This window comes from Campylobacter concisus, from assembly GCF_003048445.1.
GTDB classification, from domain to species: Bacteria; Campylobacterota; Campylobacteria; order Campylobacterales; family Campylobacteraceae; genus Campylobacter_A; species Campylobacter_A concisus_BF.
Genome location: NZ_PIQW01000001.1, coordinates 15,889 through 41,556 on the forward strand (window position 1 = coordinate 15,889; position 25,668 = coordinate 41,556).

General features: G+C 34.4%; 38 protein-coding genes and 1 tRNA gene. 13 read left to right on the forward strand and 26 right to left on the reverse strand.

The genetic code is table 11. From position 1 onward, the window contains the following. Window positions 1-54 precede the first annotated feature (54 nt). Genes CVT14_RS00075 through CVT14_RS00125 form a run of 11 tightly spaced genes read left to right on the forward strand, consistent with a single transcriptional unit; the run spans window position 55 to window position 10,817 of the window. On the forward strand, window positions 55-1,698 hold the full coding sequence (locus CVT14_RS00075) for a hypothetical protein (RefSeq protein WP_021088737.1): 1,644 nt from the start codon (window positions 55-57) through the stop codon (window positions 1,696-1,698). 40 nt (window positions 1,699-1,738) lie between these two features. Beyond that, window positions 1,739-2,536, forward strand: a complete 798-nt coding sequence (locus CVT14_RS00080; RefSeq protein WP_159071732.1) for a TIGR04325 family methyltransferase — start codon at window positions 1,739-1,741, stop codon at window positions 2,534-2,536. Continuing rightward, the gene (locus tag CVT14_RS00085; RefSeq protein WP_021088776.1) at window positions 2,533-3,483 is read left to right on the forward strand and encodes a hypothetical protein; all 951 of its coding nucleotides are present in this window, start codon (window positions 2,533-2,535) and stop codon (window positions 3,481-3,483) included. The genes CVT14_RS00080 and CVT14_RS00085 overlap by 4 nt, the downstream gene beginning before the upstream one ends. Continuing rightward, entirely contained in the window at window positions 3,484-3,843 is a 360-nt protein-coding gene (locus CVT14_RS00090; protein ID WP_021088730.1) for a sugar 3,4-ketoisomerase, read from the forward strand. After that, complete coding sequence (locus CVT14_RS00095) at window positions 3,844-4,929, forward strand: DegT/DnrJ/EryC1/StrS family aminotransferase (RefSeq protein ID WP_021088802.1); 1,086 nt, start codon at window positions 3,844-3,846, stop codon at window positions 4,927-4,929. After that, window positions 4,926-5,801 carry a glucose-1-phosphate thymidylyltransferase RfbA gene (rfbA, locus tag CVT14_RS00100; RefSeq protein WP_021088820.1) on the forward strand — a complete coding sequence of 292 codons (876 nt, stop codon included), beginning with the start codon at window positions 4,926-4,928 and terminating at the stop codon, window positions 5,799-5,801. Before CVT14_RS00095 ends, rfbA begins: the two co-directional genes overlap by 4 nt. Then, window positions 5,798-6,829, forward strand: coding sequence for a dTDP-glucose 4,6-dehydratase (rfbB, locus tag CVT14_RS00105; protein WP_021088719.1), 1,032 nt, complete (start codon window positions 5,798-5,800; stop codon window positions 6,827-6,829). Before rfbA ends, rfbB begins: the two co-directional genes overlap by 4 nt. Window positions 6,830-6,887: 58 nt before the next feature. Further along, window positions 6,888-7,646 (forward strand): glycosyltransferase, encoded by a 759-nt coding sequence (locus tag CVT14_RS00110; RefSeq protein ID WP_159071733.1) that lies wholly within the window; start codon window positions 6,888-6,890, stop codon window positions 7,644-7,646. A gap of 4 nt (window positions 7,647-7,650) precedes the next feature. Then, entirely contained in the window at window positions 7,651-8,631 is a 981-nt protein-coding gene (locus tag CVT14_RS00115) for a glycosyltransferase family 2 protein (protein WP_035169747.1), read from the forward strand. Between the two features lie 9 nt (window positions 8,632-8,640). Continuing rightward, window positions 8,641-9,687, forward strand: coding sequence for an EpsG family protein (locus tag CVT14_RS00120; RefSeq protein WP_021088748.1), 1,047 nt, complete (start codon window positions 8,641-8,643; stop codon window positions 9,685-9,687). After that, window positions 9,684-10,817, forward strand: coding sequence for a glycosyltransferase family 4 protein (locus CVT14_RS00125; RefSeq protein WP_021088767.1), 1,134 nt, complete (start codon window positions 9,684-9,686; stop codon window positions 10,815-10,817). Before CVT14_RS00120 ends, CVT14_RS00125 begins: the two co-directional genes overlap by 4 nt. A 39-nt stretch (window positions 10,818-10,856) precedes the next feature. On the opposite strand, the gene CVT14_RS11000 is transcribed toward CVT14_RS00125, so the two are convergent. Genes CVT14_RS11000 through CVT14_RS00140 form a run of 4 tightly spaced genes read right to left on the reverse strand, consistent with a single transcriptional unit; the run spans window position 10,857 to window position 12,617 of the window. Continuing rightward, window positions 10,857-11,030 carry a helix-turn-helix domain-containing protein gene (locus tag CVT14_RS11000; protein WP_199907314.1) on the reverse strand — a complete coding sequence of 58 codons (174 nt, stop codon included), beginning with the start codon at window positions 11,028-11,030 and terminating at the stop codon, window positions 10,857-10,859. Between the two features lie 59 nt (window positions 11,031-11,089). Further along, a complete protein-coding gene (locus CVT14_RS10690; protein ID WP_199907309.1) occupies window positions 11,090-11,479 on the reverse strand; it encodes a hypothetical protein in 390 nt (129 codons plus the stop codon). Next, the gene (locus CVT14_RS00135) at window positions 11,479-12,183 is read right to left on the reverse strand and encodes a cytochrome c3 family protein (protein ID WP_107849380.1); all 705 of its coding nucleotides are present in this window, start codon (window positions 12,181-12,183) and stop codon (window positions 11,479-11,481) included. Before CVT14_RS00135 ends, CVT14_RS10690 begins: the two co-directional genes overlap by 1 nt. Beyond that, a complete protein-coding gene (locus CVT14_RS00140) occupies window positions 12,180-12,617 on the reverse strand; it encodes a cytochrome c3 family protein (RefSeq protein ID WP_103568684.1) in 438 nt (145 codons plus the stop codon). Before CVT14_RS00140 ends, CVT14_RS00135 begins: the two co-directional genes overlap by 4 nt. Window positions 12,618-12,842: 225 nt before the next feature. On the opposite strand from CVT14_RS00140, the gene CVT14_RS00145 reads away from it, so the two are divergent. Together CVT14_RS00145 and CVT14_RS00150 are read left to right on the forward strand one after the other, a co-directional pair. Beyond that, window positions 12,843-12,918, forward strand: a tRNA-Val gene (locus CVT14_RS00145). Between the two features lie 157 nt (window positions 12,919-13,075). Beyond that, window positions 13,076-14,275, forward strand: a complete 1,200-nt coding sequence (locus CVT14_RS00150) for a tyrosine-type recombinase/integrase (RefSeq protein ID WP_107849381.1) — start codon at window positions 13,076-13,078, stop codon at window positions 14,273-14,275. On the opposite strand, the gene CVT14_RS00155 is transcribed toward CVT14_RS00150, so the two are convergent. The 22 genes from CVT14_RS00155 to CVT14_RS00255 form a co-directional block, all read right to left on the reverse strand. Beyond that, window positions 14,231-14,440, reverse strand: a complete 210-nt coding sequence (locus CVT14_RS00155; protein ID WP_087582262.1) for a hypothetical protein — start codon at window positions 14,438-14,440, stop codon at window positions 14,231-14,233. The genes CVT14_RS00150 and CVT14_RS00155 overlap by 45 nt on opposite strands. Then, window positions 14,437-14,619 carry a hypothetical protein gene (locus CVT14_RS00160; RefSeq protein ID WP_107849382.1) on the reverse strand — a complete coding sequence of 61 codons (183 nt, stop codon included), beginning with the start codon at window positions 14,617-14,619 and terminating at the stop codon, window positions 14,437-14,439. Before CVT14_RS00160 ends, CVT14_RS00155 begins: the two co-directional genes overlap by 4 nt. After that, the gene (locus CVT14_RS00165) at window positions 14,612-15,028 is read right to left on the reverse strand and encodes a YopX family protein (protein WP_107849383.1); all 417 of its coding nucleotides are present in this window, start codon (window positions 15,026-15,028) and stop codon (window positions 14,612-14,614) included. Before CVT14_RS00165 ends, CVT14_RS00160 begins: the two co-directional genes overlap by 8 nt. Next, a complete protein-coding gene (locus CVT14_RS00170) occupies window positions 15,028-15,507 on the reverse strand; it encodes a hypothetical protein (RefSeq protein ID WP_107849384.1) in 480 nt (159 codons plus the stop codon). Before CVT14_RS00170 ends, CVT14_RS00165 begins: the two co-directional genes overlap by 1 nt. Beyond that, a complete protein-coding gene (locus tag CVT14_RS00175; RefSeq protein WP_107849385.1) occupies window positions 15,458-15,997 on the reverse strand; it encodes a hypothetical protein in 540 nt (179 codons plus the stop codon). Before CVT14_RS00175 ends, CVT14_RS00170 begins: the two co-directional genes overlap by 50 nt. A 10-nt stretch (window positions 15,998-16,007) precedes the next feature. Continuing rightward, window positions 16,008-16,268 (reverse strand): DUF5336 domain-containing protein, encoded by a 261-nt coding sequence (locus tag CVT14_RS00180; protein WP_107849386.1) that lies wholly within the window; start codon window positions 16,266-16,268, stop codon window positions 16,008-16,010. Further along, complete coding sequence (locus tag CVT14_RS00185) at window positions 16,265-16,504, reverse strand: hypothetical protein (RefSeq protein WP_107849387.1); 240 nt, start codon at window positions 16,502-16,504, stop codon at window positions 16,265-16,267. The genes CVT14_RS00180 and CVT14_RS00185 overlap by 4 nt, the downstream gene beginning before the upstream one ends. Window positions 16,505-16,515: 11 nt before the next feature. Further along, window positions 16,516-16,965 carry a hypothetical protein gene (locus CVT14_RS00190; protein ID WP_107849388.1) on the reverse strand — a complete coding sequence of 150 codons (450 nt, stop codon included), beginning with the start codon at window positions 16,963-16,965 and terminating at the stop codon, window positions 16,516-16,518. Next, the gene (locus CVT14_RS00195) at window positions 16,952-17,200 is read right to left on the reverse strand and encodes a hypothetical protein (protein ID WP_107849389.1); all 249 of its coding nucleotides are present in this window, start codon (window positions 17,198-17,200) and stop codon (window positions 16,952-16,954) included. The genes CVT14_RS00190 and CVT14_RS00195 overlap by 14 nt, the downstream gene beginning before the upstream one ends. 125 nt (window positions 17,201-17,325) lie before the next feature. Then, the gene (locus tag CVT14_RS00200; protein WP_107849390.1) at window positions 17,326-17,802 is read right to left on the reverse strand and encodes a DUF736 family protein; all 477 of its coding nucleotides are present in this window, start codon (window positions 17,800-17,802) and stop codon (window positions 17,326-17,328) included. Continuing rightward, on the reverse strand, window positions 17,802-18,839 hold the full coding sequence (locus CVT14_RS00205) for a recombinase RecT (RefSeq protein ID WP_159071734.1): 1,038 nt from the start codon (window positions 18,837-18,839) through the stop codon (window positions 17,802-17,804). The genes CVT14_RS00200 and CVT14_RS00205 overlap by 1 nt, the downstream gene beginning before the upstream one ends. After that, window positions 18,820-19,251: a hypothetical protein gene (locus CVT14_RS00210; protein ID WP_107849392.1), complete on the reverse strand. Its 432-nt coding sequence runs from the start codon at window positions 19,249-19,251 to the stop codon at window positions 18,820-18,822. Before CVT14_RS00210 ends, CVT14_RS00205 begins: the two co-directional genes overlap by 20 nt. An 18-nt stretch (window positions 19,252-19,269) precedes the next feature. After that, window positions 19,270-20,031 (reverse strand): PD-(D/E)XK nuclease-like domain-containing protein, encoded by a 762-nt coding sequence (locus CVT14_RS00215; RefSeq protein ID WP_107849393.1) that lies wholly within the window; start codon window positions 20,029-20,031, stop codon window positions 19,270-19,272. Then, window positions 20,024-20,944 (reverse strand): DUF1351 domain-containing protein, encoded by a 921-nt coding sequence (locus tag CVT14_RS00220; RefSeq protein WP_107849394.1) that lies wholly within the window; start codon window positions 20,942-20,944, stop codon window positions 20,024-20,026. Before CVT14_RS00220 ends, CVT14_RS00215 begins: the two co-directional genes overlap by 8 nt. Before the next feature lie 65 nt (window positions 20,945-21,009). Then, window positions 21,010-21,642, reverse strand: coding sequence for a DUF3560 domain-containing protein (locus CVT14_RS00225; RefSeq protein ID WP_087582249.1), 633 nt, complete (start codon window positions 21,640-21,642; stop codon window positions 21,010-21,012). A 63-nt stretch (window positions 21,643-21,705) separates the two neighbouring features. Beyond that, window positions 21,706-22,044 carry a hypothetical protein gene (locus CVT14_RS00230; RefSeq protein WP_107849395.1) on the reverse strand — a complete coding sequence of 113 codons (339 nt, stop codon included), beginning with the start codon at window positions 22,042-22,044 and terminating at the stop codon, window positions 21,706-21,708. 622 nt (window positions 22,045-22,666) lie between these two features. Further along, complete coding sequence (locus tag CVT14_RS00235) at window positions 22,667-23,239, reverse strand: hypothetical protein (protein ID WP_103602806.1); 573 nt, start codon at window positions 23,237-23,239, stop codon at window positions 22,667-22,669. Window positions 23,240-23,285: 46 nt separating this feature from the next. Then, window positions 23,286-23,543, reverse strand: a complete 258-nt coding sequence (locus tag CVT14_RS10770; RefSeq protein WP_234403096.1) for a thermonuclease family protein — start codon at window positions 23,541-23,543, stop codon at window positions 23,286-23,288. Beyond that, window positions 23,497-23,673: a thermonuclease family protein gene (locus tag CVT14_RS10775; protein ID WP_234403100.1), complete on the reverse strand. Its 177-nt coding sequence runs from the start codon at window positions 23,671-23,673 to the stop codon at window positions 23,497-23,499. Before CVT14_RS10775 ends, CVT14_RS10770 begins: the two co-directional genes overlap by 47 nt. A gap of 8 nt (window positions 23,674-23,681) precedes the next feature. Further along, the gene (locus tag CVT14_RS00245; protein ID WP_103615288.1) at window positions 23,682-24,443 is read right to left on the reverse strand and encodes a DUF1828 domain-containing protein; all 762 of its coding nucleotides are present in this window, start codon (window positions 24,441-24,443) and stop codon (window positions 23,682-23,684) included. A gap of 1 nt (window position 24,444) precedes the next feature. Beyond that, window positions 24,445-24,942 (reverse strand): DUF6978 family protein, encoded by a 498-nt coding sequence (locus CVT14_RS00250; RefSeq protein ID WP_103615289.1) that lies wholly within the window; start codon window positions 24,940-24,942, stop codon window positions 24,445-24,447. A 17-nt stretch (window positions 24,943-24,959) separates the two neighbouring features. Next, window positions 24,960-25,631: an XRE family transcriptional regulator gene (locus CVT14_RS00255; protein WP_087582245.1), complete on the reverse strand. Its 672-nt coding sequence runs from the start codon at window positions 25,629-25,631 to the stop codon at window positions 24,960-24,962. Window positions 25,632-25,668 lie beyond the last annotated feature (37 nt).

Here is a 25,668-nt window from a genome sequence, read left to right on the forward strand (position 1 = left end):
AGTGTAGTAGCATTTGGTTGATTTTATCTAATGTTTTATAATTAGAAGGTGTTTATGAGCGTCTTTAAATATGTTAGGGATATATTAAGTTTATCAAAGAGAGGAACCTTTATTGATTATATCTTTTTTTATGTAAGGTCTGTTTCAAAAGTTAAACAGCTAAGTAAAATAGATTTATCAAATATATCTAAGTATTTTAAAGAAAATTCTAATTTTATAAGATCAAATAGAAATATCCTAGTGGAGTTTTTTAGTGATTACCCTATAATGGTTCACAATATTTGTAATTTCAAATTGCTTTTAGAAAATTTAGGAGCTACAAATAGTATAGCTTTACTTCAATATAACTCAGATATTAAGATGAAATATATTGCAAATATATATGGCATAGATAGTTTTATACCGGTATATACTTTTAAAAACATTTTATATAGATATAAGGCACTAATTTTTTTATTTAATAATTGTAAAACTTTTAATTATAATAAAACTTGTGGCTGGAATATAATTTGCGAAGGTATTGAAATAGGCGATCTTATATATGATCAATTTCTAAGGTTCACGAATTTGCCAACTTATAGAAAGATGGATTTAAGGTTTTTATTATACATTTATAACGCTATAACACTTTTTTATAGATATAAAGATATTCTAATTGAAAATAAAATTACTGATGTTGTTTTATCTCATAACGTATATGCTGATTATGGGATATTCTTTAGAGTAGCTTATCTGGTAGATCCAAATATAAAATTTTATGATGGAGAAACGACTAAGAACGGATATATTACTATTCAGAATGCTACAAAGGGGTTTATAAAAAAGCCGAGATGCTTTAATCAAGAAATTATGGATATTATATTTTCCGATATTTCTGAAAAAGAGCTACAAAAAGAATATGAATATACAATATTCCTTAGAATTAATGGGAAAAACCATAAAAATTTTGATAATTCAAACGTATACTTAAATACTGAAATAAATAGTATAGGTGAGTTAAAGGATAGGTATGCGATACAAAAAAAAGGTAAAAATTTTTTTATATTTTCGCATGCTTTTGTCGATGCTGTTAAATATTTTGATACACTTTATTCAGATTTTTATACTTGGTTATATGAGACTTTATTATTATTATCAAAAAAAACATTAGAGCATAATTTCTATGTAAAACCTCATCCATCGGAATACATTTATAAATGTGATATTACTGTTAAAAGCGTTGTTGATGAAATAAATACTAAATATGGTGCCAAGTTTATATATCTTGATAAAAAGGTAGATAATAAAGTGGTATTTGAATATGCAGATGCTTGTCTAACTTGTACCGGAACAATCGGTGTTGAAGCCCCTTGTTTTGGTATTCCAGTTTTTACAACTTCAAATTTTTTGGAGACAACTAAAACTACTATAAATTCTTTAACTATAGATGAATATAAGAAAAACTTGGAGAACATAGAAAATGTTCAAAGGTTAAGTGATGATGTCGTTGAAAGGGCAAGATTATATTTTATCTTTTTTGATAAATATTCCATGATTGATCTAGAAAATCCAATTGAAGATATTTATAAATATTCTTATAAACAATACGAACTCATAAATAATTGTATTTTGAACAGTCCAAAAATAAAGGATCAAAGACTTTTCAAGGCATTTAAACATTCTATGAAGAATAATTACTTATATGTTTATAAAACATAGAATATAAATGGAAATTATATTAAAAGGACTAATTGTGCCGATGAAAAAATTTATTAAGAGTTTAATTCCGCCTATTTTATTTAATCTCTTGAAGAGAATGAAACCAAACAAACACGGCTGGAAAGGTAGCTATAACACTTGGGAGGAAGCTAAAAAGGTATCTATTGGTTATGACAGTAAAGAAATACTTCAGAAAGTTAGAGTTTCTCTCTTAAAGGTTAAAAACAAAGAAGCTATTTTTGAAAGAGACAGTGTAATATTTGATAAAATCCAATATTCTTGGCCGCTCTTAGCTGGGCTTATGTATGCTTGTGCAAAATCTAAAGGAAAGCTTAGGGTGCTTGACTTTGGTGGAAGTTTAGGGAGTACATATTTTCAAAATAAAAAATTCTTGGATTGCTTTGATGAAGTTTCTTGGAGTATTGTTGAGCAAAAGCATTTTGTTGATGTTGGAAAAAATGATTTTCAAGATAGTAGATTGCATTTCTATTATGATATAGAAACTTGCAAAAAAGAGCAAAATCCAAATATTTTGGTTTTATCAAGTGTTTTACAATATATTGAGAAACCCTATGAATTGATGGAAAGTATATTAAAAAATAATTTTGATTTTATTTTGATAGATAGAACCCCTTTTGCAAAAAAAAAGCAAATCAAACTACAAATAGTTCCGCCTCAAATTTATGACGCCAGTTACCCATGCTGGTTTTTTGAAGAAAATGAGCTATTGCTTTTTTTAAAAAACCAAGGATATGCCGTTGTTGAAGAGTATGATGCCTTAGACGGAAAATGCGAAGATTACTATTTCAAAGGATATATTCTAAAAGGTATTAAATGATATATAACTATTGCACCCTTTTTGATAGCAACTACCTAACTCGTGGTTTAGCTATGTACGAGTCTCTTAAAAAATATAGTGATGAATTTCATTTATATATTTTTTCTTTTGATGATATGAGTTATAGGGTTTTAAAGGAATTAAATTTAGAATCAGCAACAGTAATTCAGCTTGAAGAATTTGAAGATGATGAACTTTTAAATATAAAAAAAAGTAGAACACCAGGTGAGTATTGCTGGACTTGTACGCCCTCGATTATTAAGTATTGCATAGAAAAGTATAATCTAAGTAGTTGTACATACCTTGATGCAGATTTGTATTTCTTTTCAGACCCAGCCGTGCTGATAGATGAGATGGGTGAAAAATCTGTTTTAATAACGGAGCATAGATATACCAAAGAATATGATCAAAGTAAAACCAGTGGAATTTATTGTGTGCAGTTTATGACATTTAAAAATGATAAAAATGGAATGGAAGTGTTAAACTGGTGGAGAAATGCTTGTAATGAGTGGTGCTATGCGAGATTTGAAGATGGTAAATTTGGAGATCAAAAATATTTGGATGATTGGCTAAATAGATTTAAAGGAGTCCATTCTTTAAAAAATTTAGGAGGTGGTGTTGCGCCATGGAATATCCAACAATATGATCTTTCTAAAAAAGAATTTAAGCTGATTTTTTATCATTTTCATGGTTTTAAATTCTTAGAAAATAATAAATTAGAATTTGGAAATTACAAATTAAGAAAAATTGATTTAAAAAACTTATATAAGCCATATTTGTCTCATTTAGAAGATATAAAAAACAGATTAGAAGAGATAGGTCATAAATACGATTTTCACGGTACGATAAAATGTAAAAAAAATTGGAAAACACCACTTGTAAAAATTAAAAGATTGATAAAAAATACTTATAATGTTTATGATAAAAATTATATTTTAGGACTATGAATGGCTTATATTATTGATCTTCCAACATTTAAAGACGAAAGAGGCGGGCTTACTGTCATGGAAAGACTGCTTCCATTTGAGATAAAGAGATTTTATTGTATATATGATGTGGCTCAAAAGAGGGGTGGGCATAGACATAAAAAGACCGTTCAAGCTTTAATCTGTGTTAGTGGAAGTTGCGAGATATATGTCAATGATGGGCTAAAAAAAGAGACATTTTTATTAGATAGTCCTTCAAAATGCTTACTGCTCGAGCCAGAAGATTGGCATACTATGGATAATTTTTCAAAAGGGTCTACTATATTAGTTTTTGCTTCAGAGTTTTATGACAAAGATGATTATATTGATGAGGAGTATTGAATGATCGAGTATGAAAATTTAAGGCTTGCAAATGAAAAGCTTTTTAATAAATATAAAGAAAGTTTTAGCGAATTTTTAAATAGCGGCTGGTTTATCTTGGGAGATCAAGTAAAAAAATTTGAAGAGAATTTTGCCTCCTTTTGTAATGTAAGACACTGCATAGGAGTTGCAAGTGGCTTGGATGCTCTTATCTTGGCAATAGACGCATGTAAATTTCCTAAAAATAGCGAGATAATAGTACCATCTAATACCTATATAGCAACCATTTTAGCAATTGTTAGAAATGGGTTTAAACCTGTTTTGGTTGAACCTGATATAAATACATACAACATAGATCCAAATAAGATTGAAGAAAAAATAACCAAAAATACAAGAGCAATTACAGTCGTACATTTATATGGCAAGGCTTGTGATATGGATAAAATTTGCGCTATTGCAAATAAGTATAATTTAAAGATAATTGAAGATGTAGCGCAGGCGCACGGGGCTAAATTTAAAGATAAGATCGTTGGTAGTTTTGGTATAGGATGTTTTAGCTTTTATCCAACAAAAAATTTAGGTGCATTGGGCGATGCTGGGGCTATCACTACAAATGATGAAAATTTGGCAAAGACATTTCAGTCTCTCAGAAACTACGGCTCTGCTATAAAGTATTATAATGATGAGCTTGGTTATAATTCGAGATTAGATGAAATTCAAGCTGGATTTTTATCGGTTAAGCTTCAAATTTTAGATGATATTACAAATCATAAAAGAGAGCTAGCAAAGATTTATTTGGAAAATTTGGATGATAGGTTTGTAACGCCTGTTGTGGATAAGGATTATTTTGACGTGTATCATGTTTTTAATGTTAGACATAAAAAAAGAGACGAGCTAAAAAGCTATCTACTTAAAAATGGAGTAAAAACTGAAATACATTATCCATTGCCCCCACATAGACAAAAATCTATGCATGGCATAATAGAAGGTCGGTATCCAATAAGTGAAGAGATACACAACACAATATTAAGCTTGCCAATATCTTATTTTCATAAAGAAGAAGATATATTAAAAATTTGCGATATTATGAATAGGTGGCATAAATGAAAGGGATAATTTTAGCTGGCGGAAGTGGAACTAGGCTTTATCCAATTACAAAGGGTATAGTTAAGCAGTTGTTGCCAATTTATAATAAGCCAATGATATATTATCCATTGTCGGTGCTCATGCTTGCTAATATCAAAGAAATTTTGATCATTTCTACCCCCAAAGATATAGATAGATTTGAGGACATATTTGGGGATGGAAGTAGTTTGGGCATTGATATCCAGTACGCCATACAAGATCATCCAAATGGGCTTGCGGAAGCTTTTATAATAGGTGAAAAATTTATAGGTAACGATGATGTTTGCTTGGTGCTTGGTGATAATCTCATATATGGTGAGGGATTAATAAAACTACTTGAAAATAGCAAACAAAAAGTAGAAAATGATAAGAAAGGCGTTGTGTTTGGTTATTACGTTGATGATGCATCAACTTATGGTGTTGTGGAATTTGATAAAAATAAAAAAGCTATAAGTATCGAGGAAAAACCAATAATACCAAAGAGCAACTACGCAGTAATAGGTTTATATTTTTATCCAAACAATGTTGTGCAGATAGCTAAAAATGTTAAACCATCAGATAGAGGCGAGCTAGAAATAACTACAATAAATCAAGAGTATCTAAGACAAGAAAAACTTTATGTAGAGGTTTTGGGTAGGGGTTATGCTTGGCTTGATACTGGCACGCATGAAAGCCTATTGGAGGCTAGTAAATTTATAGAAGTGATCGAAAAAAGGCAAGGATTAAAAATAGCTTGCATCGAAGAGATAGCTTATAAAAAAGGATATATTTCAAAAGAACAACTGGTAGCACTGGGAAATGGACTATCAAAAAATAGCTATGGAAAATACCTTTTAAAGGTAGCTAATACATGAAAACTATTTTAGTAACTGGCGGCGCTGGCTTTATAGGATCAAATTTTGTACCGTATTTTTTAGAAAAACATCCAGATTACAGATTGGTAAATTTGGATCTGCTGACATATGCAGGGAATTTAGAAAATTTAAAAGAGTGTGAAAAAAATCAAAATTATAAATTTATCAAGGGTGATATTCGTAACAGAGAGTTGGTGGAATTTATATTTAAAGAATATGACGTGCAAGGAGTTGTTCATTTTGCTGCTGAGTCTCATGTGGATAACTCGATAAAATGTCCAGATATATTTATACAAACAAATATAAATGGAACTTTTACCTTGATAGATGTAGCTTATAAATATTGGATGAAAAGTCCATTTAACTATAAAGAGGAGTATAAAGACTCAAGATTTCATCATATTAGCACAGATGAGGTTTATGGAACGCTTAGTCTTGATTCAAATGAGCTATTTACTGAAAAAACACCATATGCACCAAATTCTCCATATTCAGCATCTAAGGCGTCATCTGATATGATAGTTAGATCCTATCATGAGACATATGGACTAAATACGGTTATTACAAATTGTTCAAATAATTACGGTCCAAAACAGCATAGTGAAAAATTTATACCAACAATTATAAAAAATGCACTTGAAAAAAAGCCAATACCAGTCTATGGTGACGGTAAAAATATAAGAGATTGGCTATATGTACTTGATCATTGCAAAGGAATAGATACTGTCTTTCACAATGGGAAAAGCGGGGAAACGTATAATATTGGTGGACGCAACGAAAAGACTAATCTGGAAATAGTTAATATCGTTACGACCATTTTAGATAAAGAAAAACCTATTGCAAATTTCTCATATAAAGACCTAGTTGCGTTTGTGGAAGATAGGGCAGGGCATGATAGAAGATATGCTATAGATGCGAGTAAGATAGAAAAGGAGCTTCACTGGAAAGCAGACGAAAACTTTGAAAGCGGAATAGTAAAAACCATACAGTGGTATTTAAAAAATAAATTTAATGATTGTGAAGTTTGATATAAAGTGTAGGCTTTTTGCAGAAATAGATATTAAAAATAAAATAAGACACATCCAAATGAATCAAAAGATTTACTATAAAAACTACAATGAAAAACCAACTAAACTTAGCGTAATTACCGCAACCTACAATGCAGAAAAATTCTTGCTTAGAGTTATAAAAAGTCTGCAAGAGCAAACCGATAAAGATTTTGAGTGGATCATTTCTGATGGAGCATCTAGTGATAGTACTTTAGAAATTTTAAAAAGTACTGAAGGAATAAATATAAAAGTTATTTCTGGAGAGGACTTTGGGATTTATGACGCTTTAAACAGAGGTATAAAGGCTTGTAACGGAGAATTCTACCTTGTTATTGGTGCTGATGATGAACTTTATCCAAATGCTATTCAAAATTATAAGGAAGCTATAGAAGATGGTGTAGACATAATAACAGCTTGTGTCGATACTGATAATGGCAAAATCGAGCCAAATAGTGGTCCAAAATGGCTTAAAGGACAATTCCACTATATTTCAGGGCATGCTGTTGGCTCAATATATCGTACAAGTCTCCATCAAAAGTTTGGATACTATTCTAGAAAATTTCCAATAGCGGCAGATCAGCTATTTGTATTGACTGTTGCAAATTGTGGAACTCAGATAAAAATACTAAAAAGTGTGGTCGGTAAATTTTCAAATGATGGAGTCAGTAGTGTTGATATATTAGGAACTCTTTGTGAATTTTATAGAGTTCAAGTAGTGATGGGTGAAAACAAATTTTTACAAACTATCCTATTTGTTTTAAGACTTATTAAAAATTTTGGAAAAATGCAGAGATAAGCAAATGAAAGACCACGATGTATCCATAATAGTACCCATTTATAATGTGGAAAAATATATAGAAAATTGTGTAGTTACGCTTTTAGAGCAAGATTATGACAATATAGAGTATGTTTTTGTAAATGACTGCACGCCAGATAAATCTATGAAAATTTTGGAGAATACGATAGAAAGATACCGAAACAGAAAAAAACATGTAAAAATTATTAATAAAACAAAAAATGAAGGTTTACCGCAAGCTAGAAAAAGTGGGTTGAAAATAGCAAGCGGTAAATACATTTTACATGCAGATAGTGACGACTGGGTCGATAAAGATATGGTAAGCTCTTTGATATATGAAGCTAAAAAAAGCGATGCAGATATCGTTTGTTTTGACTACATTAAAGAATTTAGCAAAAAAAGCGTTATAAAAAGTTTTTTTTATACAAAAAATCATCCAAAGTTAAATTTGGAATTTGTAAAAGCTATTTTATCTCATGAGATTTCTGTTTCCATGTGTGATAAATTAGTTAAAAGGGAGCTTTATAAAAATATTGATTTTCCACATTTTTCACATTGTGAGGATAGTTTTGTAAATTTGCAGCTTTTTTATGAAGCAAAAAAAATTACTCACATTGCAAGGCCATTTTATCATTACAGAACGAATCCCAATTCACTTTCTAATAGTTTTTCAAATAATAAAAAGGCTCTTGATGACTTTGCTGAGTTTAGCAAAGCCGTAAGGAATTTCCTGCTGCAGAGAGGTCTTTTTGATGAATATTTTAAATATCACATCCCTGCAATTTTAAAGTTTATTTTGGATTATTCGGACAGCAACTTTAAAAAGCATATAAATGCTATATGTCCAGAGGCAAATAACATAAAATATGTTTTTAAAATAAATAGAAATTTTGTTTATAAAATTTTATACGGTTCTGTATTTCTGGGGTGTCCTCAAATTTTTGTTTTCGCAAAAAGGATTTTTCTTTCTTTGAAAAATAATTAGGAAAATTTATTGCTTTATTTTGTAATATTTGCTTACATATCAACATTTTTAGTATTAGATTTGACTAAATTTTCACGCTTTAATAAAACAGCATTAGTTGTGCTATATCTATTCTTAATATTGTTTATTGGTGCAAGATACGAGATTGGTGGCGACTGGAATTATTATTTATATGAAATGTTTTATAAAGATGCAAGAATTGATCTCGGATATGAAATTTTAAGTCTAATTGGAAAAAATATCTCTACGCAACATGGGATCATTTTTGTAAATTTATGCTGCGCCTTTTTATTCTTAAGCTGCTTATTTTTCCTTGTAACTAGATTTAGATATCCTTTTACTGGATTGCTTGTTGCATTTCCTTATGGTATTACGGTGGTAGCTATGGGATATACTAGACAAAGTGTTGCAATAGGATTTGGTTTTGTCGCGATGTACTTTATGGCAAGAAATCATAATTTTAAATCCATGATTTTTATTTTAATTGGTAGTTTATTTCATAAGTCTATTGTTATATTACTGATATTTTTACCATTGCTATATTTAAGACAAGTTGATATAAAAAAAGTTTTTATGGGTATAGTATTTTTTCTTGTTCTTGCATTGATATGTTTTAAATTTGATATTTTTGCTGGATATATTAGCAAGATAAAATTTTTATATTTATCTGATATGCACTATTCCAATGGTGCATTTATTAGGATTGCTATCCATATTGTTCCTCTTATCTTATATATATTTATGAGAAATGATATAAAAAATAGTAAAAATATAAATTATATATTATTCGATGAGTTATCTGTTTTAATAGTTGTGGCTATGTTTTTGTCTATATTTTTATCTACTTTGGCAGATAGACTCAGTTTATATTTTATTTTTTTTGATATCGTAATTTTTAGTATTTTTCTAGAAAGATTAGAGATAAAGTTAAAATTTACCTTAGCGTTTTTAATCATAATAGAAAATTTTTTGATCTTTTATATTTGGTATAACTACTCGTTTTATGCCATTCATTATTGGCAACCTTATAAAAACTTTTTTTTGGAGATGCTATGAAAATTTTTATAATCGGCAATCTCGCCTCCACGATGATAAATTTTAGAAAAGAATTTATTAAAATGCTTGTATTAAACGGACATGAAGTTTATTGCTTGGTTAGTGACTACGATAAAAAAAGTAGAGAAAAAATAAGCTCTTTTGGTGCAATACCGCTTGACTATACTTTAAATGCAAAAGGTTTAAATCCATTTAAAGACGCTATTGCTACGTTTGATTTGATTGGACTATTTAGGCAGTATAGACCAGATGTAGTTTTTTCTTTTTTTGTTAAGCCAGTCATTTTTGCAACTATAGCTGCAAAAATAGCAAGAGTGCCACGAATAGTTGGTATGATAGAAGGACTTGGTGGGGCTTTTACTGTCCACAAGAGCGGTCAAACAAAAAAGGCGAAAATTATCAAGACAATACAGATTTTTCTATATAAAATTTCCTTACCACTTCTTGATGAACTTATCTTTTTAAATAGCGATGATAAAAAAGAGCTAATAGATACTTATAATATAAATGTAAAAAGTGTCAATATACTGGGTGGCATAGGTGTTGATTTGGAAAAATTTTCATACTCTAAAGCAACAAGTGATCCTATTAGTTTTATATTCATAGGTAGATTACTCACAGAAAAGGGTATTTTTGAATATTTGGATGCGGCTAAAATGGTTAAAGATAAATATAAGGATGTAAATTTTTATATATTAGGTGGCTTTGAAGAAAATAATCCATTTGGACTAAAGCAAGAAGAGCTAAGACCTTATCTTAATGACGAAATTGTCATTTTCCCAGGATACGTAAATAATATAAAAGAATGGATCACAAATAGTTCGGTATTCGTCTTGCCGTCATATAGAGAGGGTGTGCCAAGGAGTTCGCAAGAGGCGATGGCAATAGGAAGAGCTGTCATAACAACAGATACTGTTGGTTGTAGAGAGACGGTCAAGGATGGAGTAAATGGCTTTTTAGTGCCGCCATACAATAGTGATGTGCTAGCACAAAAAATGATGTACTTTGTAGAAAATCCAGAAATGATAATTCAAATGGGCATTGAAAGTAGAAAAATCGCAGAAGAAAAATTTGATATAAATGAACAGAACAAAAAGCTTATGAGTGTAGTTGTTGGAGATAAAAACTAGAGATTTTTAAATTTTTTATTTTCTAGGCTAACCCCCTCCTCACTCTACCTTATATCCAGTGCCTCGCACTGTTTTTAGGCAAATAGTTGGTATCTTAGCTCTTATCTCCCGCACGAGTGATCTTATACACTCTTGCGATAAGGTTTCGTTTTTATATATGTGGTGATCTATCTCGTCGTAGGTGACGACGTGGGGCGAGTTTTTGCATAAAATTCAAGTAGCTGGCTCTCTTTTTTGCCAAGGTAGATGACCTCGTCCTCTTTTCTTATACACTAGGAGTCTTTGTCAAAGACAAGGCCATTTTTTAGCTCAAATTTAGAGCCCAAAAGCACCTTGCAAAGCCTAAAAACATGAAATAAAAACTCTTCAGGACAAAATGGCTTATAGTAAATTTCCTTAAAAACGCTAGGGACGCTAACGCCCTGCAAAAGCATAATGAGAGTGATGTTTTGGCTATCTCTTATAAATTTAATCAGATCAAGGTTTAAATTTCTAGCCTTTACGTCAAAAACGTACAGATCGTATCTGTTGCCACACTCAAAGTCCTTTATGACTTCGCTGGCGCTTTTTAGCTGGATCATCCTAAACCCAAAGCGGTAAAGCGATGCATTTAGGATGACATTTTGCTCAAAGTCGCTTGAGAGCAACAAGATATTCTTCATCAGCCAGCCATGCCACCGCCAGCTGGTTTTTTGGTGTCTTTTTCAGCCTTTTGTTTTATAAATTCCTCTTCTTCTTTTGTAGGTTTGTACTCATCTTTGAAGAATTTTTGCTTAGTTTCGATCCTCTTTTCGATCATCTTTTTATCATAAATTTTATATGACGGCTTCCAGTACTCAAGATAGTTTCTAAAGCCAGCGCCGTGACCTGCGTCATAGTGGCAGCTTACACATTTTAGCTCTTTAGGGGTGTCAAGGAGCTTTTTGTAGTGAGCGTGCATCTTTTGAGCTTGCGCTGAAGTGTTGTTGCTATCTATCACGTTTGTGTGGCAGCTTGTGCAGCCGTTGTCAAAGACGAAATGCTCGCGGTTTTTGAGGTTTTTGTGCCAGTCAATAGCATTAGGATCGCCAAAGAAATGCACCCAGCCCTCTAAAATGCCGTTTTTCGCCTTTGTTAGGGCGTATTTTGCGATGTTGTCATGCGGTATGTGACAATCCACACATCTTGCTTTTATGCCAGTTTTGCCCTTGCCGCTGTGGATGTCGTCGTTGTAGGCGATCACCATAGGATCCATCTCGTGGCAAACGATGCAGAATTTATCCCCACTCGTCTCATCAAGTGCGTAATGAACTGGCAGAACGACTAAAAATCCAACAATTCCGCTTATGAAGATTATAAGTGCTAGTAATTTTTTTGAAATTTTCATGGTGTTACTCCGTTCATCCATTGTGGCACCTCGTGTTCATGGCACTCAGAGCACATGTTTGTAGATGGTTTGTGTTCGTTGTGGCACTCGTCGCAGTACAAAGTCGGACCATCGTGAACAGAGTTGTGAGGATTTGCCTTTAGAGTATCCATAAATTTTAGCCTTTGGGCTAAGAGCTTCTTGCTCTTGTGACAGGATAGGCAGCCAGCGTCGCCGATCGCTTTAAATTTGCTAGGATCATCGCCTTGGTTTTGGTGACAATCAACGCAGTCAAAGCTTAGGTGCTCATGATGAGGTTTGATCTTATACTTGGCTCTTAGCTCATCAGAGACTGCTACTTTTGTGACGTTTAGATCGCCCTTTGGCATATCGGCACCAAAGAGATGAAGCGAAAATAAACAGGCAAAAATAGCGATGAATTTAAGCTTATTCATACCCTTTTTCCTTTCTATTAAGATTTTATAAACATCAAATTTCAATGAAAAACTAATATTTTTACTTAAACTTATTTTTATAAAATTATAGTCCTTGTTTGATTAAATCTGCATTAATAATAATTTAGTGTGCCAAAATATAGACCAGTTTTATGAAGTTGAATTTTAAAGAAAATGGCAATTAAGCTAAATAAAATGGAAAATAAAATATAATCCCAAATCTTTGGTCCCGTAGCTCAGTTGGTAGAGCACTACCTTGACATGGTAGTGGTCGATGGTTCGAGTCCATTCGGGGCCACCATTTCTACTTTTTATATCAATTTATACTCATTTATTTTTATTTATAGAAGTCCTAAATTTAGCTTCTAAAAAGTATTTTTCAATTTATATTAATTTATAAATATTTATACTTATTTACAATCAAAGTGTATAACAAAATGTATAACTAAGGGATAAACATGCCTAAAATTTTAAACATCTCGCAGGTAAAAAAACTAACCCACGATGATAAAAAGCTTAAAAATCACTCCATTGATAGCACTTGCTCACTTTACCTTGCTTGTTTTGACAATGGCACTAAAATTTATAAGATGCGCACAAAAAGTGGCTATATAACGATAGGGCGGTATGAGGATATAAGCTTAGCAGAAGCAAGGGATATGGCAAAGAGCATGCGAAAAGAAAAGCTTGGCTTAGTAGTAAAAAGCAAAGCCCTTGGCGAGTGCTTTTATGAGTGGCTAGACATAAAGATACCGCACATTGATGACGAAAAGACAAGACAGAAACGTCGTAAGCAGATAAATAGGGTAAATAAGCACATTTTAAAGCCACTTGGTAGCAAAAATATCAGTGAGATAACAAAGCAGGATATTTTGGATGCGACTAAGGGTGTGAGCTTAGAGAGTGCAAAGAAAATTTTAACAACGCTAAGATATGTTTTTAAATTTGCTAGGGGGAATGGTTTTGTAAAGGATATTAGCTTTTTGCTTGAAATAATAGAGGACAAAAGAGATATTTTTGTAAATAAAAAGGTTGAGCATAGAAAGGGTATAACAAGCGAGCTTAGGTTAAAAGAGATAATCACCTGCGTCCATGAAGCAAGGATAAACCAAGTGGTTAAAAATATGTTTTTCTTTAACCTTTTAACCGCACAGCGACCCCACCAAATAAGAGAGCTTACGTGGGATAGGGTAGATTTGCAAAAAGGGCTTATCTACTTTTACGAAGAGCAAAACAAGACTGGACTAAATGTGAGACTGCCGCTATCAAAGCAAGCGATAGAAATTTTAAATTTTCAGCGTGCTATTAATGATAACGGCAAGGCAGTCTTTAAATCCCCTTTTAACTCACGTGTTAGCGGTCAAGCCTTTTGCGATGCTGTGCTTTTAAAAACGCTAAAAAGTATCGGCATAAACGACCTTCACGCACACGGCTTTCGCGCTACTTTTGCTACCTTTGCGATCCGCGCAAATGAGGGCAACAAAGCGATGTTCGAAAAAAGAGTGATAGATGAGATATTGCTTCACACGGTAGGCAGTGACGTGGATAAGGCTTATTTTAGGGATTTTAACACGAGTGAGCAACTTCGCGTTTTGCAATGGTGGGATAATTTTTTATTTGAGCTTTGTGGTTTTAAATTTTGCCAAATCAGCCTCTAACCAATCAAGTGGATAGCGGATAACGCCGTTCATCTCGATGTATCTGGGGACAAATTCATACTTGTTTTTGTTTTTTGGCATACGCATAAGGGCTAAAATATTGCTGTTTTTAGAATAACCCAAAAACTCCGTAGCCTCTTTTTGATTTAACAGCCTTTGGTTCATTTTTTATCCTTAATATAATCTTTCAAATCTCGCAGAGCGTGCCGTAAATAGCGGACGTCACATTTAAATAAAAGAGCTTGTATTTGCTCGACTAGCTTTGTTTTTTCATTGTGTGCCTCGCAAAACGCTTCTAGGTTTGCAAGGGCGGCTAAGTGTTTTTCACGCTCTGGACTACTCATCTAATAGCTCCTTATTCTCGTAAATGTTGCCTAAGACTTTTAGGTCATCTACTTCATTGAAGTACTCATTAAAGTGGTCTTTAGCCTTGAGTACATAACTAGCAGCATTATTATCCCACTCGACAACGCCTATATAGTTCTTACGAGAAGCTGAGAAGCTAACGATATAGCCTGTATATATCTCATTACCATCAATATCGTAGTACTCAGTGAACTCTAATAACTCTACTTTATTAGGATCATAACTATCGAAAGCTACCTCAAAAGGGCTATGCTGTCTAAACGACTTCGTATGCACTTTAGCTAGAGTTTTAGTATCTAAGAAGAAATCTAATCGAAGAACATCTTGTAAGATATACTCGTTTAAATCAAGGTTCTTTACCCAAGCCTTATACTTAATGTTTCTCATTAATTCTCCTTTAATTTAAAGCCAAGAGCATATATAGGCTTCCAGCTAAGCGTATCGTGATTAGATGCAAACTCTTTATCCATTTCAGGTATAGTCTTTCTAAATAGGCATATAGAGTATCTTTTAGAGACATAATCGTAAATATTAAAACACCACAATACATCTCGTTCATTGATAAACTCTTTCTCTACATATTCAGGAGTTTTATTTACCATATCATCTAGCCTGTAAAACTCTTGTGTTGCTTCAGTGACCTCATATACTTCAATGTCTGTATAACCTTCGTCTGATTTATAAACTAATCTATCTCCTACTTTAAACTTAAGTGTAGAGTTGGGTCTTATTCTGTATTCCTCTCTATCAAAATCCCAAGTATCCGTGCCTTTTGCAAACCAGCGTTGAAAAATGGTGTCGTAGGCATCCACAATCTTACCCTCTGCGTAAGCTGTAATAAGTTTTATCTTCTCTTCTAGTGTCATCTTCTTCTCCTCTAGGGATTCTAAATCCCATACTAAACATAGGCTCATACACTTCATTAGCCCGATCTTTAATCTCACCTAGCTTCATCATAGTTAGAGCTAAGGTATATCTATCTTGTTTCTTGTAATGTATAACGTGCCACCAATAGACATCATTGATATTCACATAGTTATCATTTACTCTATCTGACCAAGTAGTATGATTGACTTCTTCCCATATATAGTTTCCTTCAGCATCAAAACCTTTTACCGTTAGTACTTGAGGATTGAGCTTACCTTCATCAGCTTTATTTACAATCCTATCTCCTATCTGAAAGGTAGCATCAGGGTTAATCTTGGGTTTTACTCGATATTCATACATACCGAAATCTAGCTCACCAGTTAGTAGGTCTTCCCAGTCATCTTCTTCACCATCAGTTTCAGAATACTGAATAGTTAAACCTTTCTCCATAGCTTGGATAATCTCAATTTTTTCTTGTAGTGTATTCATAATATGTCCTTTAATCTTTAGTGTTTTTATGTTCTGCATTTTCCCTAATATATGCATCAAAAAATAGTATTGCCATTGCTAACAACAAGGATAATACTATTACATGCACTCCTCGCCAAAATATAACCCCGTCAGTAAGGTAGAAAAATGTGGTAAATAGAAATGTTAAACTGCCCGCAACGGAAAGTATCGCTATGATACAGTTTGCTAGCGGAGAGCTTTTGTCTAAATTCGCCAGCGAATAGCAAATTTCTCTTAAAAAATATTTCATTGTTTATCCTTTAGCTTTTTATATTCTTCTAGCAGCCTTTCTCTCTCAGCGCTTTTTAGATAAAACAAGTCATAAATAGAAAAATTTACCCATACCGGCTCTATATCAAATTTTAAAAGTGATGTATTTAATTGCTTTAGTTTTCTGTAATCACTTGTGTCAAATAGCCAATCATGGCTTAAAAACCACTCCAAAAGCCCCATTAATCTCTCTTTTTCCGTTTTCCACCAAAACACTATCAATCCTTTCAAATATTCTCAATATAAAAATAAGCCAGTGTTTGGCTATCCTCTGCCTCTTTGCGGTATTTTGTATCACAGCTTTTATTTGAGATATACGCTATTTTCTCTTTATTCGCCGTATAAAAATCAGCCAGTATCGGAGCCAGCCTTTGTCCCTTGCGCTCATTTGGTGCTAACCTCAAATAAAGCAGATCACACGCTAGTTGTGGAGCGGTTGTGCTAAAGTTTTGCTTGGCAACGCTCGCCTTGTTATCCAGAGCGTTTATTTGAGTTTCTATCCGCCTTTTAAATGCGTGATAGTGAGACACTATCGGCGTCATCGCCTCGATCAGCTCGTCGATAAATTTGCTTGCTTTTTTGTTTATGAATAGCCCCAGCTGCTCGGTGCTATCCATTTGCAAAAAGCTATACGCCATTACAAAAATAGCGGCGTCTTTAAGTTCAGCCGTTGTCATCGCTCACTCCGTTTAGATTTTTGCCTTTGAGTATTTGTAGCACGTCTTGCTTTGAAAATTTAGAGGCTGGGTTTAGCTCGATTTTACTAAGCCAGTAGCGATCTAGTTTTTCGCAGTAGTATTTCATCGCACTTTCAAAGTTTAATCGCTGTGGCAGTGGCACGTCTATCTTAAACGTGCCTTTTACTAGCTTCATCTTATCTTTTGCATTCATAATCGCTTCGCCGTAAGTCATTTTCCTTTTCCTTTTTAATAATTTACTCGTCAAACAAAATTAACCAGCAAAAAGCCCTAAAAATTGGCTTTTGCATGGCTGTATTAAGTTTATACTAAGCCAACTATCAAACAACCGTCAAGCAATTAAAACGGTATCGTTTCGTCGTTGTCGTATTTGTCGGCGTCAATATCTACGTCATCATCTATGGTAGTGTTAGCTTGTGGCGTGTGGGAGTTATTATTCTTCTTTGGTGCGCTCCACGTAGCTTCAAACATCAACCCATTTGGCTCTTTTGGAGTAAATAACGCTAAATAAACACGTCCGCCAGCTACTAGAGGCGTTTCTATATGCCCCCTAAAATAGTTTGTTTTTCCGTCATTGCTGACAGCATTCCAAATTCCGCCTATAATCTGCCTTGCTCCCTCGTAATTTTTAGGCTTAAAAAGCACTATTTTATATATTGGGGCGTTTTGATTTTTAGCTAGCTCGTCATCAGGAGTTGGGATCAGCCCACACTCAATAGGGCGTAAAAAGGGGATATTTATCATACCCCCTATAAATTTTACTTCTTTGCCGTCTTGAGCTTTGAAAGTTTGATTTTTAAAATAGCCTACATTCATTAGTTATCCTTTAAATTTTCTATTAAATTGTCTATACTGCTTGGATCGTTTAGATACATCTGGGCGTCATCAATGCTTAACCTCTCGACTAATTTTTCAGCCTCTGTTTCACTAGCACCTCGTTTTATTAGCTCGCTTTGTAGTAGGTCGAGGGGCATTGGCTCAACTGTCAAATTTTCTTTTACAGTTGCGATTTCAACTTCAAGGGGCGCGGCTTCGATGTATTCAGTTTGTGAATTTTTTGCACCAACTGAGCTGTTCGGTTTTTCCGAACTACTCAAAAGCTCATTTAGTCCAGCTTTGGGCGGTGTAATAGTTTCTTGTTTTGTGATAGGTTCGTCCTCCGCGCTTACGGCTTCGGCTAGGCGATCATTTATCGGTAAGCGTGAAGCAACGTATTTAAGAGCTTTGGCTTTATACATTTCCTCCGCCCAGTCTAGCCATATATACTCAAGCTTGTCTTTTTTGCTTTGGTTTTGACTTTTTAAGCGTAATTTCTCGAGCTTTTTCTTACTGACAAACTCACTGAAAACATTATCATTGCTGTCTTTTGCATATACAATCACGCCCACTAAATGGCTAAATACCCAGTCGCCGTCATCGTCGCTTCGTTCGTCATAATTTGGCGCAAAGTGTATCTTGTCATCAAGCCCATTAAACTCTAGGCTAAAATCGTCACAATCATAGACGGCTACCGCTCTAAATTTCCAACCGTTTTTCATACCCAAACTAATAAGCCCTTTATAGCCTATTTGAAGTTGTGCGGTTTCGCCACCATTTTTTAGCTTAAATGGCACTACATAGGCTTGTCCGAAAAGCTTATTTGGGTTTAGCCCTATTTGGACTATCTGCATAGCTGTATTTACTATGCTTTCAACACTACAATTCCTTAGACCATAGTCGTTAGCCATATTTGCGATAGCGCTGGCAAATACGCTAGCTTTTGCCTTGTCATTGCCTACTATGGTTGAGATTTGGCTCATTTTAGAGCCGACTAATGCTCTTGCATCTTGTTCTCTAGTTTGTAGTTGGTTCATTGGTCGTCTCCTGTTTTTTAATTTTTTTATCATACTTTTTAGAAAAATGCATAAGCCTAGCTAAAGTATAAGCCGCAACCCTAACGCTATCCAAATAATTATCGTCTCTGTTTGCGGCTTCAAAATAGCAACAACTCTGTATAGCTTCATCACCGTGTTTATATTTTGGAAGAGATCTGTTGTTGTTTTCAAATTTATGCTTATCACTTTTTCGATAATCTCCATAATAAACGTAAAAGCAGGGGCTACATTTTTGGCTTTTTTCGTCATAGACTAATTCGTAAACTACTTCATACTTGTAATTTCTATCGTCTTCGCAATCGTAAAACATATAATCAAAAATACTAAAAATCTCTTTTTTGATGTTCTTTTTTAGTTTTTTAATTAGATATAAAATCTTTTGTTCCGTCATTTTTTATCCTTTTCAAATTTAGGCTGTCTCGCCTAGTTGTTCAATTCTCCAGCGCGGTAAATCCAACTCGTGAAACAGCACACTCTCGTTGCTCACGTCGTAGCCTTTAATGTTTTCTAAAACTTCCGTATATGCTGCCCTACCATCCTCAATAAATCGCTGCGTAGCGTAAAACGCAAATGGCTTACACGGACTTTCGTTTGGGATCACGAAAAACACGAAAAAATCAGCCTTAAACCCAGCGAGCCTTAACGTATCCATATAAAAAGCGGCTTGTAAGTGATAGCCTAAGTCATAGGCTTCATCTCTAAATCGCGCCTCAGTGGTGCATTTAGATGTTTTTACGTCGTATATGATGCCCTGCTTTCTATCGTAAGCGTCCATCCGCACGCGCCTAACAAGCCCGTCATCTTCAACAAAAAGGCTGTATTCGTTTAGCGTCTTGCTTAAATACTCGTCAAACATCACGCGCCCGTTGTTTATCATTATGCGGGATTTCTGCACGGCTAACGGGGTTAAATCGAATTTATCCTCGTTGTAGTCGGCGGGTTCAAGTAGTCCTTTATGTACCGCCGAGCCCAGCTCCAGCGCGGGGCTTGGCATACTCATAAGCTTTGCGCGCTTAAAATAAAGCTTCGGATCGGTGCGCGCGTCTCTTAGCCCGCTTGAGCTTATGCCCTCTAAGCTATGATACTCCTCGTTGCTGACGACTTTGGGCGAAATGAGCTTATTAAACGGGTATTTAAATTGAGGCTTTTCGCTCAAATCTATCTCAAGCATTTAACACCTCGATTTTGTTTAAATTCGTTATACCCGCCGCGGCTAACATCTCTTTGATCTTGTCCGTTAGCTTGTCGTGCGGAGCATTTGCTGGAGCTTTGACCTCAAACTCGGCGCGGATAGTGTAGATAGCCTTGCCGTTTTCGGCTTCGCGCGGCTTTTGCAAAACTTCACGTTGTGCGTCATAAAAAGCTTGCGGGATTGCTTGCTCGGCTTTTGCGCGCTCGATAGCCTCTTGTTTTTCTCTTTCAGCTCTTGCTAATAGTTCAGCTTCCCTTTGTGCAGCTTTTGCTTCTAGCTCCGCCTTTTCTCTAGTTGCTCTTTCCTCTGCTTCACGTCTTGCTTGCGCGGCTATCTCGGCATCTCTAGCCGCCTTTTCTTGTTCTGCGATTTTGGCTTGCAAGATTTCGTTTTCAAGGGCTTGTATTTTTACCTCAATCGCCTCTTTTGTGGCTTTTGCTAGAGCTCCAGCAGATGTTACCGCGCTTAATTTAATTAGATCGGATGTATTTATTCTTTCAAAATTTAGCTGCTTTTCGTCGCAAAGAGCTTTTGTATATTCAGCTATCCTTGCAGCGATTGCTTCAAGCTTGGCGTTTTCAAAATTTGCCACGCCGTCTGCTATCTTTTGGCGGCCGTCCGTGATGATAGCTTCGATCTCTTTTTTCTCGGCTTTTAGTTGATTTACTGGTGCTGAAATTTTATCAATATAAAATTTATATCGCTCGCCAATCTCTGTTTTAACCTTATTAAAATTTGCCATCACCTTTTTGGCTTCAGGGATGTTTTCCTCAGTTACATTGATAGAATATTTTTCTACCTGCCTGCTAGCTTCAGCTTTTAGTTCCTCAAAATTAGTAGTCAATTTTTGACTATCTGCTGTTTGCGCCTCGTAAGTTACAATTAATTCCATTTTTTATCCTTTTTTTAACGTATTTATCTTTTATGTTAAAAATTTCTCAATTTTTTAACAATGGTTTAAGCCCATAATTTATGAGCTAATTCTAATTTTGCCGTTAGGTCTTTTACTGCTTTTGTTGCGTATGCTAAGCTGTAGTCGTGCTCTCTTTGTATCGTGCCGTCCTTTAGCCCTTTTTGGCGAGCTTTGGCTTTTTCTAATTGTTTAGAAAAATACTCTAAACTTTGTGGCATTGAGAGATTTATCTCCTGCGCTTTTTCTTCCCAATACTGCGCCCTAGCTGCTTTCTTGCCAGCTATATCCTCTTCTTTTACAGCGTTTCCTATCCTGCGCCAATTCCGATCTATCAACGCTCTGTGTCTTTTTTCGCTGTGATGTCCGACTTTTATTGGCTCGGCTAGCCTTAAAAACTCCGCCCCTTCTTGGCTTTTTTTGTGCCACTCATGGCTTTTTGCTTCGTGTAAAGCCTGCGAATTTCTGTATTTGTCGGCTTTTCTTTCAGCATAGCTTAACTCTTCTAGGCGGACAATCGAATAATAAAATTTGTTATTTTTTTCGGCTACCAAGTTATAAACTTCGCAATCCACCTCTTTGCCGTATTGTGTTTCAAGAGTTATTATTTCGCCCTTATTGTGCTTTTCGTCGCATTCTGCCACCCATACATTAGGGCAGTATTTTTTAAAATTTGCCATTATTTAATCCTTTTTATAATCTCTAAAAACTCGCCTACAGTCATATTTGGCTCGCCGTAAAACTCAACAAGCCTCTTTAGTGTTGAGTAACGCATCTCTTTCTGCCGCCTCCTCTCTTAGCTTTTTGAGTGTTTGTTTGTAGGTCGTTGTGTAGCTTAAGACCGCCTCGTTGCTCATTTCAGCCTCAACGCATAGTACATAGACAAGTGCGGCATAGGCGAAAAAGTCTTTTTTGCAATGCTCGATAAGCAGATCAACTATTTCGCCAATGGCATTTTTAAAGGTGTAGCGGTGGAGGTTATACACTGCCAAAATATCACTTATTAGCTCGTCGTATTCTTGCTCGAAATTTATATTTTTTACGTCGCTTTCGGCACGTGCTAAGTCATAGCTCAAACTCATCTTTAACTCCTTTTGATGCTTAAATAGGCGATGTTTTTTATCTCGCCGCCATTGCTGAAAATCACTCTAAAGAATTTAATTAGCTTTCTCATCTCTAACTCCTTTTTCTAATAGAAACCTTGCTCGCCACCGCCGTCTGAAGATGTTAAAAATTAATTTAGCTTGCAAAAGCAATTTTTAAAGGAAAGATTTTTATATGAAAAGTGTTAGGCTTTCGCCTACTCCAAGCAAGCAAGGCTTTTATTAGAAAAAGTAGTGTTTTTCGTTTTATTAATAACCCTGTAAAAAACTATCCTAAATCAGGGCTGGTACCGAATAGCGACGTTTCGGCTCGCTATATCCGCTTCAGATTGAAACGTGATTGACCTGCAAAACTCGCAGGAGGCTCACTCTGTCAGCTTTCGCTTGAAGCCTATCTACTTTTTGTTTCGATGAGAGAATATTACCAAAGGTTATATTAAATATAACTTAATGTTATTTAAAATATTACTTAAAGTTATATATTTAAAAAATCTTTTAAAATTTGTTTTTAAAAATAGGCTGGGGTATAACTTGTGTGGATATTTAGATGTATTTATGGGATATAACAAAAAGCCGCTATATTTAAGCGGCGCTTATTGAACTAATATGGATATATAGGATTGGCTTTGTAATATTGTCTATTGCCTTGATTTTGTAAAGCGTCCAAAGAATCGTTCATTTGTCGTAAATTCCTATTTACAGAGTTGATTGTATTTTGATTTTGCCTATTTATCATAGCATTTGTGTTGGCGTTGAGACCATTAGTCCATGCATTCATTGCATCAAAAATACTATAATTATTTGCAGCCGCTGAGGCTCTTGCTGCTTGCATTGTAGTTATATAGTTAAGTTCTGCCTCGCTCATAGGCGAAACACAACCTATAAGATTTTCATCAGCCATTTTTTGGAGAGTATCGAATTTTTTGGCTTTGATAGCAGTCACAAATTCTTCTTTTTTATAGGGAGATAACCAAAAAAGATCTCCTGGCTTGCAAGAATATATCCCCATTTTATAAGTATCAGTTATTTGATCCTCTTCCAAAATAATCCCCTGTGCATCGACTGGGGCGTAATAAGGGATGCCTTTAAAAAACGCTACATCTCTATTATTTGGGTTAAACATACAACCAGCAAGCAATAAAGAAAAAAAACTAACATAGATAGCTTTTTTCATTTTCAACTCCTTTTTAAAAATTATTACATTGTAATTATGGCAAATTTTAAAATAAAAGTGTGTAAAAATTAACGTTTTCTCCACTCCCACGGCGGGTAGGATCATTACTCTGCCAAAGCCCTCGCTTATTCTCACGAGCTGTTTTCTCTTGATCTACATATATTCTCGAGTATTTTACATAAGCCCAAGCGTAGCCGTTTAGTACCATTTGAGCGTTTATATCTTGCCCTTTATAGTAAATAATGCCTAGAGTGCGTTTATATCTGTCCGTAGTCTTGCTTTTTTTCTGGTGCGTCAATGCCATATAGCCTGACTTTTGTTTGCTCTTTGTTTTGTAGTATTGTGATCGTGTCGCCGTCAGATATTTTTACGACTTTGGCTGAAAAGGCAAAGAGAGATAGCGGCAAAAGAAAAAAACAGACGATAGGAAACAAATCGGATTTTACGCAGCTAAATAGTTAGCATAGTTTTTTATGCTACTCCATTTTAAGAGTTTAATGTTTAACTCTTGTGTAGCTAATCTTATCTCTTGTTCATCGGAAGCATCATCGTTAAGAATGATGATCTTATCGCTAGAGCTTCTATCTGAGGCTAAGTCTGTAAAAGTAAAAAGGGTAGCTTTTAAATTTTCTTTTTTTGGGTTGTTTAACAACTTGATAAGCCTCTCTTTCTCTTGTTTTGAACGGCTTATTAAAAACTCGAATTTATGTGATAAATGAGACTTTCCTTCTACTGATATATTTGTAGTGTAGCGAGCATCAATATTGTTAAAAAAATTCTCCACTTCATCATAAAAAAAGCCGTTATTGCCCTTACTTGGGACAAACATATCATTTACGCTTATTAAGGCTTGTATGACATTGTGTTGTTTTCTTGCAAAATCTAATGCCGTAGCAGACACAAAAAGTTCGTTATCTTTATTTTTAAAAATGCCAAAACCATTTAATGCTATTTCAAGCTGTCTAACCCTTTTTTGAGAGTTAAACTCAAAGCCTGATAAATTTAAATCTTGAATAGTCTCGCCACCATCGCTAATCTTAATAGAGCGGTCATCTAAAAAATCAATATAGACTGAAATATTGTCATTATGTCTATTTAAAAATGGCGTTATAACCTCAAAGCTATCTTTGCTGATAGCATTAAGTTCAAAACCACCATTTAAATACTCATAATAAGACCCTAAAAGTCTATTAATATCAAGCATTTTAAAATAACGCCCTTTCTATTTTTATCTTTATCCTGCCATAAGTGCAAAACTGCTCTATCTGAGCCAAAAAGTTATCATCACATTCGCTAAGTTTAAACTCACTTATGGGAAACGCCCATTTATCATCATAGCCATCGATATAGACATGTAAATGTGCGCCGAGTTTTAATCTTGCATCGGAATATTTTTGCATAAGTAATCTTAAAGTTTCATCATCTGGAGCAATATTTTCATTAAATGGTGGGTTTGTATGAACGCTGTAAAAGTCATTTCTTAAAAGATGGATGTTTTTATTGGCTCTTAGCTGTAAAGTCTTTCTTTTGGACTGCTTTTTTGATGTGCTAATATCGAACAATAAAGAAATATCTTTTAGCCTCTCATCCTCTGCCTCTAACTCAATGGTTTTAACATGAAAATTTATTTTATCTAAAACGAAATTTACCTCTTTGACTCTTTTAAAAACTGCTATCAACTCATTAGCTTCTTGGTTTGTCATAGTTTATCCCCCCCCTACTATATCCTTTTAGAGTTTATGGCATAGCAACCAACAACACGCCCTAAAATTTCGACGTTTAACTCTTCCTCGATAATTATTGGCTCGTAGTCCTTATTGTCACTTATTAACGCCAATGTAGGACGTTTTTTTATTCTTTTTATAAATATTTCGTTTTCATATTTGCAAACATAAATAGCGCCCTCTATTTGGTTTATATCATCGCAAAAAACAACCAAGTCGCTTTCTTTAATAGTCGGCTCCATTGAGTTACCGAAACAAGGAACAATGCCTAGTTTTGCGTGCGGACTAACATTAAACATAATTTTTAAATCGTTTGGATTAAAAGGCAGCAATTCAGGTTCGCCAAAATCGTCGTTTTCAGCGCCACGACCTGCAGAAACCACCCCGTCTTTATAAAAAGGGATATACACAGTTTTGGCACTGTTAGAAGAGATATTATCTGCATATTTATGGGCTTCTGTTGGTTTCTCTATGGTGTCGTCTAACCAATAAGCGATCGGATAGCCTGAAAATTTAGCCAGTGGCAATAAATGTTTTTTTGTCCTCTTTTCTCCAGCTAACCACTGGCTAACTAAAGGCTGTGAAATGCCTAAAATATCGGCAAATTGTATAGTATTTATACCTTTTTCTTTTAGTAAATCTGACAATTTATCTTTAAATTCTTTCATTTTTTACCCCTTTGCAAGATATAACTTTGCGTAATAT